This window comes from Sphaerisporangium sp. NPDC004334 (assembly GCF_053602655.1).
In genome coordinates this window covers 269,194-275,276 of sequence record NZ_JBSGDZ010000012.1, presented here as the reverse complement: position 1 = coordinate 275,276, position 6,083 = coordinate 269,194, and the positions used below count along the sequence as shown (strand labels likewise).

At 75.2% G+C, this 6,083-nt stretch carries 6 protein-coding genes; 4 read left to right on the top strand and 2 right to left on the bottom strand.

Features of this window, described 5'->3' with window-relative positions; translation table 11 throughout:
• Positions 1-1,047: carbohydrate kinase family protein (locus ACWEN6_RS18055; protein ID WP_452571216.1), on the bottom strand; the 1,047-nt coding region annotated here is incomplete at its 3' end.
• Positions 1,048-2,025, bottom strand: coding sequence for a pseudouridine-5'-phosphate glycosidase (locus ACWEN6_RS18050; protein ID WP_452571215.1), 978 nt, complete (start codon positions 2,023-2,025; stop codon positions 1,048-1,050).
• A gap of 102 nt (positions 2,026-2,127) precedes the next feature.
• Here ACWEN6_RS18050 and ACWEN6_RS18045 point away from each other — a divergent pair, with 102 nt between their 5' ends.
• The 4 genes from ACWEN6_RS18045 (at position 2,128) to ACWEN6_RS18030 (ending at position 6,079) form a co-directional block, all read left to right on the top strand.
• Positions 2,128-3,696, top strand: coding sequence for a phytoene desaturase family protein (locus ACWEN6_RS18045; protein WP_452571214.1), 1,569 nt, complete (start codon positions 2,128-2,130; stop codon positions 3,694-3,696).
• A 161-nt stretch (positions 3,697-3,857) separates the two neighbouring features.
• A complete protein-coding gene (locus tag ACWEN6_RS18040) occupies positions 3,858-4,274 on the top strand; it encodes a ferritin-like domain-containing protein (RefSeq protein ID WP_452571213.1) in 417 nt (138 codons plus the stop codon).
• 102 nt (positions 4,275-4,376) lie between these two features.
• Positions 4,377-5,015 (top strand): TetR/AcrR family transcriptional regulator, encoded by a 639-nt coding sequence (locus ACWEN6_RS18035; protein ID WP_452571212.1) that lies wholly within the window; start codon positions 4,377-4,379, stop codon positions 5,013-5,015.
• Positions 5,015-6,079 (top strand): leucine-rich repeat domain-containing protein, encoded by a 1,065-nt coding sequence (locus tag ACWEN6_RS18030; RefSeq protein ID WP_452571211.1) that lies wholly within the window; start codon positions 5,015-5,017, stop codon positions 6,077-6,079. Before ACWEN6_RS18035 ends, ACWEN6_RS18030 begins: the two co-directional genes overlap by 1 nt.
• Positions 6,080-6,083: the final 4 nt, after the last annotated feature.

Sequence of the window (6,083 nt, the reverse complement as noted above, 5' to 3'; positions counted from 1 at the left end):
TCCCGTCCCCCGGGGGGCCGGGCGGGGGGCCGGGGGACGGGCCGGGGGACGGGCCGGGGGACGGCCGCCGAGCCGGGCGACCGCGGCGGCGCCGGCCCGGCAGCCGTCGTCCAGGGCGGCGGGCGCGGGGCGGCCGGCGAGCAGCGCGGTGAGGAAGCCCGCGGCGAAGGCGTCCCCGGCCCCCGTGGAGTCGACGATCCCCGCCGCGCCGGTGGCGGGGACGGCCGCCGCGCGGTGCACGACCCGCCCGCCGACGGCCAGGACCGCTCCGGCGGCGCCGAGCTTCACCGCCGCCATGCCGTACCGCGCGCTCAGCGCCGCCGCCGCCCGCTCCATGGCGCCGGGCCCGCCGCTCCGGTCCCGTTCGCCGTTCCCGGCGACGGCGTCGTCCCTGGCGGTCAGGGCGAGGGCGCCGTCCCCGGTGGTGAGAGGGAGTGCGTCGTCCCCGGCGGCCAGGAGGAGGGCCTCGTCGCGGTTGGGGATGATCAGCGTCGCGGCGGCGGTCTCGCGCAGGAAGCGGTCCGGGCCGAAGGCGCGCAGCGGCCCGGTCGAGGCGGGGTCGACGCTGATCGGCACGCCCCGGCCGCGGGCCGCCCGCACGGCGCGGCGCACCAGGTCCAGCCCCGGTTCGGCGAACAGCGTGTATCCCGAGATGTGCAGCAGGCCGACGTCGTCCAGCAGGGCGTCGTCCCAGTCGGCCGGTCCGATGTGCCCGCCCGCGCCCCGGTTGGTGAGCATGGATCGCTCCCCGCTCGCGTCCACCATCGCGATCACGACCGCCGTGGGATGGGCCGGGTCCACCGACGCGTGCGGCCGTACGCCGGCGGCGCGCAGCTCGGAGATGTGCCACTGCCCGGTGTCGTACCCGACGCGGGTGAGGATGCGCGCGTCCGCGCCCAGGTGGGCGGCCCAGGACGCGGTGTTGGCGCCCGAGCCGCCCGGGCGCACGGCGATGTCGGCCGGGGTGTCGGTGCCGGTGGCCACCGGTGTACGGTGCAGGGCGACGACGTCGGTGACGGCGTCCCCGATGACGAGCAGGCCCGCCACTCAGCCCTCCGCCGCCGGGACGGGGACGGCGGGGACGGCGGGGGCGGCGGCGGAGGACCAGGCGGCGGCGATGCGGCCCGCGAGGCGGGTGTTGCCGCGGACGGCGGCCAGGTTCGCCTCCAGGGATGCGCCGCCCGTGCCGCGCACCAGGAAGTCCAGCAGGAACGGGGTGATCGCCTGCCCGGTGACCCCTTCGCGGTCGGCCGCCGCGAGGGCCTCGGCCAGCACATGGTCGTGCAGCGCCGGGTCGAGCTGCTCGTCGGCCGGCACCGGGTTGGCGACGATCAGCGCGGACGCCGGGCCGCCGAGCCCGTCCTGCGCCCGCATCACCGCCGCGGCCTGCTCGGGGCTCTCCAGCCGCCAGTCCACCGGCAGCCCCGAGGAGTGCAGGTAGAAGCCGGGGAAGGCGTCGGTGCGGTACCCCGCGACGCCCACCCCGCGGGTCTCCAGCCGCTGGAGGGTGGCGGGCACGTCGAGGATGGACTTCACGCCCGCGCACACCACGGTGATCCGGGTCGAGGCGAGCATGTCCAGGTCGGCGGACTCGTCCTGGTCGGTCGTCCAGCCGCGGTGCACGCCTCCGAGGCCGCCGGTGGCGAACACGCGGATGCCGGCCCGCGCCGCGAGGAACGCCGTGGCCGAGACCGTCGTCGCGCCGCTGGCCCCGAGCGCGGCGGCAAGGGCGAGGTCGCGGAACCCGAGCTTGCGCAGGCCCGGCTCGGTGGCGACGCGTTCCAGCATGCCCGCGTCCAGGCCGACCCGGGCCACGCCGTCCAGGACGGCGATGGTCGCCGGAACGGCTCCGGCCTGTCTGACCAGCTCCTCCAGCTCCACCGCGACCTGGAGGTTGCGGGGCTGCGGGAGGCCGTGCGAGATGATCGTGGTCTCGAGCGCCACCACGGGGGCTCCCGTGGCGAGCGCCTCGGCGACCTCGCCGGAGGTCTGGATGATCGTCTCGCCGGGGCCGGTCGTACGCATTCTGGCTCTGGGTCCTCTCCGTCTGTACGCTCTGGTGTCTCCCGGGGAAATGTTCCCCTGATGTGCTGTCTCACCGTACTGTCCCGGTTAGGAGCGTTTGTCATGCACCGGTCGCATTACGACGCCGTGATCGTGGGCGGGGGGCACAACGGCCTGGTCGCCGCCGCCTATCTGGCGAAGGCGGGCCGCCGCGTGCTGGTGCTGGAGCGGCAGCCCTACCTCGGCGGGCTCGCGGTGTCCGCGCGGGCCTTCCCCGGCGTGGACGCCCGCCTGTCCCGTTACTCCTACCTGGTCAGCCTGCTCCCCGGCCGGATCGTCGCCGACCTCGGCCTGCCCGTCACCCTGCTGCGGCGCCGCTTCGCCTCCTACACCCCCGTCGGCGCGACCGGCCTGCTGGTGGACAACGCCGACGCCGCCCGCACCGCCGCCTCCTTCGCCCGCGTGACCGGCGGCACCGCCGACCACGAGCAGTGGGAACGTTTCTACCGGATGACGGCCGAGGTGGCCCGCCGCGTCGCCCCGACCCTGCTGGAGCCGCTGCTCGACCGCGCCGCCATGCGCGAGGCCGTCGGGGACGCCGAGGCGTGGACCGCGCTGTTCGAGCGGCCCATCGGCGAGACGGCGGCCGAGCGGTTCGCCGACGAGGTCGTGCGGGGCGTCGTGCTGACCGACGCGCTGATCGGCACCTTCGCCGACCCGGCGGCCGGCCTGCTCGCCAACCGCTGCTTCCTCTACCACGTCATCGGCGACGGGACCGGCGAGTGGAACGTGCCGGTCGGCGGCATGGGCGCGGTCAGCGGCGCGCTCGCCGACGCCGCCCGCCGCGGTGGTGCCGACCTCCGCACCGGCGCCGAGGTGCTGGCGCTCGACCCCGGCGCCGCCGGTCCGGGCGGCGAGCGACGCGCCGCGGTCACGTTCCGGGACGAAGGCGGCGCCGAGCACGCCGTGACCGGCGAGCACGTTCTCGTCAACGCCCCGCCCGCCGTCCTGGCCCGGCTGCTCGGCGCGGCGTCCGGCGAGGAGCCCGAGGGCGCCCAGCTCAAGGTCAACATGGTGTTGTCCCGGCTGCCGCGCCTGAAGGACGGCGCCGTCGACCCGGCGGAGGCGTTCGCCGGCACCTTCCACATCAACGAGGCCCGCGACCAGCTCGACCGGGCGTACGCGCAGGCGTCGGCCGGCCGGATCCCCGAGCTGCCGCCCGCCGAGGTGTACTGCCACTCGCTGACCGATCCCTCGATCCTCGGCCCGTCGCTGCGCGCGTCCGGGGCGCAGACGATGACGCTGTTCGGGCTGCACATGCCCGCCCGGCTCTTCCGCGCCGATCCGGACGCCTCCCGGCGGGAGGCGCTGGCGGCCACCCTCCGCTCGGTGAACTCCGTCCTGGCCGAACCGCTGGAGGACTGCCTGCTCCGCGGCCCCGACGGCGTCCCCTGCGTCGAGGCCAAGACCCCCGTGAACCTCGCCGCCGAGGCCGGGCTTCCCGGCGGGCACATCTTCCACCGGGACCTGTCCTGGCCGTTCGCCGAGGACGCCGCCGACGCCGGCCGGTGGGGAGTGGAGACGGCGCACGAGCGCGTGCTGCTGTGCGGCGCGGGCGCCCGCCGGGGCGGCGGCGTCAGCGGCATCCCCGGCCGCAACGCCGCCATGGCGATCTTGACCGCGGGCGCCTGAGAACGGCCCGGAGCCGGATGCCGGCGGCCGGGGCGCCGGGAACGTTCCTGCGCCGCCCGGACCCGGTACGAGCTCGCCCGACGTCTTTCCGCGCCGGCCCGCATCGACGGCGCGATCGCGGGTAGGACGGCGCACTACCGCTCACCGAGGGGATATCTCGCATGGACCAGCACAGTTTCGTCGCTCTCCTCAACGAGGACCTGGAGAGCGAGTTCCGCTCGATCGTGCAGTACACACAGCACACCGCCACGGTGAAGGGGGCCGAGTACCAGAGCATCATCGAGGAGCTCAGGGCCCACCTGAGCCAGGAGCTGGAGCACGCCCTGACGCTCGCCACGCAGATCGCCTTCCTCGGCGGGGTGCCGTCGGTGACGATCCCGAAGATCCCGAACGTGCCGGACGGGGCCGAGGCCCTCCAGCTCGACCTGGATCTGGAGGTCACACAGCTCGAGCGCTACCGCCAGCGGGTCGGCCAGGCCATGGACCTCGGGCTGCACGACGTGGCCGAGGCGCTGCGCCCGCTCCTGCAGCAGACGCAGGACCACGTGATGGACCTGCAGGGGGCTCTCGGCCGATGACCTCCCCGGGGACGGCGCGGCGGGGACACACCTGCCTTGCCGTGCCGTCCCGCGGCCCTTCTCACGCCGATGGGCGGGGAGAGGCGGAGTAGGATCTGGGCCGTGCGGGGTGCGGAGAGAACACGAGGCAGCCGGGCCGACCAGGCCGACCAGCGCAGGGCCGAGCTGCTGGAGGCCGCACGCCGGGTGGTGCTCGAACGGGGCATCTCCAGCACCCGCGTCGCCGACATCGCCAAGGCGACCAACGTCAGCGGCGGTCTCATCCACTATCACTTCGCCACCAAGGACGACCTGATCACCGCGATGCTCCGCGCCACCATCGACGGCGAGGTGGCCCGGCTGCGCGAGCTGGTGGAGAGCGCGGGCACGGCCGTCGACCGGCTCGACCAGGTGCTGTCGTTCTACATCCCGCGCTCGCGCACCGACCAGAGCTGGCTGCTGTGGATCGACGCCTTCGCCACCGGCCTGCGCGAGACGGTCGTGCGCGACAATCTGCTCGAACTGGAGACCGCGTGGATCGGCGCGGTCGAGCGGGTGATCCAGGCGGGCGTCGACTCCGGCGAGTTCGCCTGCGAGGACCCGCGCGGCGCGGCCGAGCGCCTCGACGGCATGCTCGACGGGCTGATCATCCGCTACACGCTCCACCCGTCGGTGCTCTCGCGGACGCGGCTGCTCGAGCACGCCCGCATCGCCGCCGCCCGCGAGGTCGGCCTGCCCCGCTCGGCCTTCCCCGCCCCCTGATGGAGGCGTTCTCGGCCGCGGGGACCGGGCTTGAACGGTTCCCTGAGGAGATCCACGCCCTGCCGGGGTTGCGCCGCGCCGACCTGGCCTGGAACCGCATCACCGCGGTCCCGCCGGAGATCGGCCGCCTGCGCGAGCTGGCGATCCTGCGACTGGACGGCAACCGGCTCACCGGCCTGCCGGAGGAGATCGGGCGGCTCGGCGCCCTGCGCGAGCTCCACCTGGACGGCAACGCGCTGGACGCCTTCCCCGCGGCGCTGCTCGGCCTGACCGGGCTGTCCACGCTGTCGCTGTACGGCAACCGCATCGCCGCCCTGCCCGCGGGCCTGGACCGGATGGCCGGACTGCGGCACCTGTCGGCCGGCGGCAACCGGCTGACCGAGACGCCCGAGGGGCTGTGGCGGCTGACCGGCCTGCGCTCGCTCAACCTGGCCGAGAACGCGCTCACCCACCTCCCCGACGCCATCGGCCGCCTGCGCGGCCTGCGCATGCTCGACCTCGGGCACAACGCCATCGAGCACATCCCCGCCGCGATCGGCGACCTGGACGGCCTGACCGACTACCTCTACCTCAGCGACAACGGGTTCACCTCGGTGCCGGCGTCCCTCGGGCGGCTGCGGCGGCTGGCGTACCTCAACCTGACCGACAACCGGCTGACCGAGTTGCCCGCGAGCCTCGCAGACCTGGCCGCGCTGGTGGAGCTCAGGCTGTACGGCAACCGCCTCACCGCCCTGCCCGCGTCGTTCGGCCGGCTGTCCTCGCTGCGCGAGCTGCATCTGCGCGGCAACCGGCTGGCCGCGCTGCCCGAGCAGATCGGCCGCCTGGACGGGCTGCGCGTCCTGGACGTGCGGGACAACGTGCTGACCCGCCTGCCGGAGTCGGTGGGCGGGCTGACCGGCCTCACCCATCTGGACCTGCGCAACAACCGGCTCCGCGAGCTTCCGGGCGCGCTCGCCGCCCTGCCGCGCCTGGAGAAGCTCGACCTCCGCTGGAACAAACTGGACGACCCCGGCTCAGAGACGCTTCACGTGCTGCGCGGCCGAGGGTGCGCCGTGCTGCTGTGAGGAC